Raw genomic sequence first — 3076 nt, 5'->3', positions numbered from 1 at the left:
AGCCCAGGTTGCACCACAGTACGGCGGTGYGGTCATTGGCGGAACTGTCGTTCCTGTTGTCGTGAGGCATGCGATATTCTCAGGCATGACTTCCGCCCCTACAGCGCCTGCGAACGCCGCGCCGCTCGACGTAAAACGCATCTCGGCCATCTCGCTCGATCTCGACGACACCCTCTGGCCCATCTGGCCGACCATCGAACGCGCCGAAGGCGTGCTGCAGGAATGGCTGCTGCGCGAGGCGCCCAAGACGGCCTCGCTGCTGTTGACGCCCGGCATCCTGCGCGAGCTGCGCGAGGCCACCGCCAAGGAGCGCTCGGACCTGGCCCACGACCTCAGCGCGCTGCGCCGCGAGTCGATCCGCACGGCACTGACGCGCGCGGGCGAAGACCCGGCGCTGGCCGACCCGGCCTTCGATGCCTTCTTTGCCGAGCGCCAGCGTGTGACGCTCTACGACGATGCGCTGCCGGCGCTCAAGTGGCTCAGCGAGCGCTATCCGCTGGTCGCGGTGTCGAACGGCAACGCCGACATCCACAGGACCGGCGTGGGCCGTTGGTTTCGCACCGCATTCAATGCGCGCGCCTTCGGCAGCGGCAAGCCGCATGCCCCGATCTTCCGCGCCGCGGCGGCGTCGGTCGGGCTCTTGCCCAGGGACGTGCTGCACGTGGGCGACGACGCGGAGCTCGACGTGGTCGGCGCGCTCAATGCCGGCATGCAGGCGGCGTGGCTGGTGCGCGACGAGCGCCCCTGGGTGCACGGCGCGCGGCCGCAGCTGATCGTGCCGAACCTGCACGCCCTGTGCGTGGCGCTGGGCGCCTGAGGTTCAGCCCTGGTTGAAAACGGGCCGGAAGAAGCTGCGTTCGTAGCTGACGATGCAGCGGGTTTCCTCGGCGTATTTGAAGGCGGCCTGGCATTCGGCGTCGTTCATCGAATCGGCGCGGTAGGTTTCGTAGGCGGCCAGGCTCGGGAAGCTGAACATGGCCAGCGCCACGTTGTTCGTGCCTTCCGACGGCAGGAAGTAGCCGTGGTGCCGGCCACCGAATTTCTCGACCAGCGGAATCCAGAGCTTGCCGTAGTGCTCGAATTCCTTGAGCTTGTAGGGATCGACGATGTAGCGGAGGTAGCAGGTGACCATGGTCTTGTCCGGATGTGAGGGGTAATCGGCGCGGCCCGGGCGGGCAGCGGACCGTCGGACTATAGTTTCCCGCTCCCCGTCTTGTGTTCTTGCTCCAGGCAGAAAATCCGAAAAATGCACTTCTCCAACTGGCTCATCTTCTGCGGCGTGACGCTGCTCGTCGCCTTCACGCCGGGACCGGCCGTGCTGCTCGCGGTCTCGAACTCGATCGCCGTCGGCCCGCGCCGCGCGATGATCGGTTCGCTCGGCAATGCGCTTGGGTTGTTCATGGTGTCCGCCGCGGCGATGGCGGGGCTGGGCGTGGTGCTGACGACGTCGGCAACGGCCTTCATGGTGCTGAAGGTTGCCGGCGCGGCGTACCTCATCTACCTGGGCATCAAGCAATGGCGCAACCGGGGCAGCGTGTTCTCCGACCTCGCGGCACCCGGCGCATCGACCGCACCGCGCGCCGCCTGGCGGCTGTTCGGGCATGGCGTGACGGTGGCGCTGACCAATCCCAAGGGCATCCTGTTCTTCTCGGCGCTGTTCCCGCAGTTCCTGAGGCAGGACGCGCCGATCCTCGAGCAGTTCGTCGTGCTGACGGCCACCTTCGCTGCGGGCGCGGTGCTGTCGCATGCGTTCTATGTGCTGCTGGCGCGGATGCTGAAGAAGCAGCTGTCGGACCCGCGTCGTTCGCGGCTCTTCAATCGCGTGTCGGGTGGGGCGTTCGTGCTGCTGGGCGCGAGCCTGCTGCGCCTGCCGAACAAGGCGGCCTGATCGATCAGTCGCCGAGCGCGAAGTGCTCGCGCAAGGCCGTGCAGAAGTCGGCGGTGCCGCCGAGCGAGAAGGTGACGGTGTCGAAGCCCGGGTCTTCGTGCGTTTCCTGCAGGTCGTAGTCCCAGGTCGCGCCGTCGTCCAGTGCGCCGCGCGCGTCCGGGAAGGTGGCTTGCGCCCAGGCCAGCACCTGTGCGATTTCGGCGCGCACTTCGTGCGTTTTCTCCGGCGCGGTCGAGGCCATGGCATCGAAGGTGCCGTGGCCTTCGGTGTCTTCGCTGTAGTCGAAGTCGAGATAGCGCAGTTCGGTCATGGGGCGATCGCCAGGGCCTTGGCGGCGGCCAGTCCGCTGAGCACCGCACCTTCGAGCGTGGCGGGGTAGGGGCCTTCGGTGTAGTCGCCGCAGGCCTGCAGGCCGGGCGCGATGGCCGCCGGCGGTCGCGCGAGCGCGGGCGTGCAGGCGAAGGTCGCGCGTTTCTCGACCACGGTCTGCACGAGCTGCAGCGCGGTCTGGCCCAGTTGCGTGGCCGCCTGCGCCATCACCTGCTGTTCCAGCGCTTCGCGCGATGTCTCGTTCGCGCTCACGACCAGCGCAAGAACGCCGTCGGGGCCGCCCAACTGGCCGCGGTCGAAGACGAACTGTGCCGGCGCGGTGGCCGGATCGTTGCGCAACGCGAGCATCGGCTCCGCCAGCGGCGAGGCGCCGCGCGCATAGACCGTGGCAATGGCTTCGAAGCGCAGCGCCTCGGTGGTTTCGCACCAGCGGTCAGCCGGGAGGCCCGATGCGCGGACGAGCCGTGCGGCGTCCCAGGGTGCGCAGGCCAGGATGACCTGGTCGAAGGTTTCATCGTCGACGCGCCATTGCCCGCCTTCGGGGGCGAGGGTGCGCACGCGGGTGCCGATGCGCAGCGTGGCGTTGTCGTGCTTCGTGAGCCACGCCAACGCCGCATCGGGAAACAGCGCGCCGAGATCGACACGCGGCAGCAGCAGGTCCGCGCCGCCGCTGCCGCTGAAGAGGGCGTCGTGCAGCACGCGCAGGAAAACCTCGCCGCTGGATTGAGCGACGGGCGTGTTGAGTGCGGAGACGCACAGCGGCTCGATCAGCTCCTGCATCACGCGCGGCGTGAGGCCCTCRCAGAGCATGGCCACCGTGGTGTCGGCCGCGCAGCGAAATCCGCCGAGGCGCCATTG

5 protein-coding genes are annotated in these 3076 nt (G+C 68.4%); 2 read left to right on the top strand and 3 right to left on the bottom strand.

All coding sequences use genetic code 11. From position 1 onward, the window contains the following. Positions 1 to 85: 85 nt before the first annotated feature. Positions 86 to 817 (top strand): HAD family hydrolase, encoded by a 732-nt coding sequence (locus AC1DXX_RS33210; protein ID WP_478138453.1) that lies wholly within the window; start codon positions 86 to 88, stop codon positions 815 to 817. 3 nt (positions 818 to 820) lie between these two features. Here AC1DXX_RS33210 and AC1DXX_RS33205 read toward each other — a convergent pair whose 3' ends face one another. Continuing rightward, entirely contained in the window at positions 821 to 1132 is a 312-nt protein-coding gene (locus AC1DXX_RS33205) for an NIPSNAP family protein (protein ID WP_478138452.1), read from the bottom strand. 114 nt (positions 1133 to 1246) lie between these two features. Between AC1DXX_RS33205 and AC1DXX_RS33200 the strand changes: the two genes are divergently transcribed. Next, the gene (locus tag AC1DXX_RS33200) at positions 1247 to 1888 is read left to right on the top strand and encodes a LysE family translocator (protein WP_478138451.1); all 642 of its coding nucleotides are present in this window, start codon (positions 1247 to 1249) and stop codon (positions 1886 to 1888) included. A gap of 4 nt (positions 1889 to 1892) precedes the next feature. Here AC1DXX_RS33200 and AC1DXX_RS33195 read toward each other — a convergent pair whose 3' ends face one another. Together AC1DXX_RS33195 and AC1DXX_RS33190 are read right to left on the bottom strand one after the other, a co-directional pair. Further along, the gene (locus AC1DXX_RS33195; protein WP_478138450.1) at positions 1893 to 2198 is read right to left on the bottom strand and encodes a hypothetical protein; all 306 of its coding nucleotides are present in this window, start codon (positions 2196 to 2198) and stop codon (positions 1893 to 1895) included. Continuing rightward, the coding region (locus AC1DXX_RS33190) for a hydroxysqualene dehydroxylase (protein ID WP_478138449.1) at positions 2195 to 3076 on the bottom strand (882 nt) is incomplete at its 5' end. The genes AC1DXX_RS33195 and AC1DXX_RS33190, both read right to left, overlap by 4 nt.

Source organism: Variovorax sp. P4_B10, assembly GCF_056402375.1.
The sequence above is the reverse complement of the archived record's forward strand: the minus strand, read 5'-3'. Positions and strand labels throughout refer to the sequence as shown.

Excerpts from the sequence above, each read along its gene's own strand:
- AC1DXX_RS33205 (WP_478138452.1), bottom strand. The coding sequence starts at position 1,132 with ATGGTCACCTGCTACCTCCGCTACATCGTCGATCCCTACAAGCTCAAG.
- AC1DXX_RS33195 (WP_478138450.1), bottom strand. The coding sequence starts at position 2,198 with ATGACCGAACTGCGCTATCTCGACTTCGACTACAGCGAAGACACCGAA.
- AC1DXX_RS33210 (WP_478138453.1), top strand. The coding sequence starts at position 86 with ATGACTTCCGCCCCTACAGCGCCTGCGAACGCCGCGCCGCTCGACGTA.
- AC1DXX_RS33200 (WP_478138451.1), top strand. The coding sequence starts at position 1,247 with ATGCACTTCTCCAACTGGCTCATCTTCTGCGGCGTGACGCTGCTCGTC.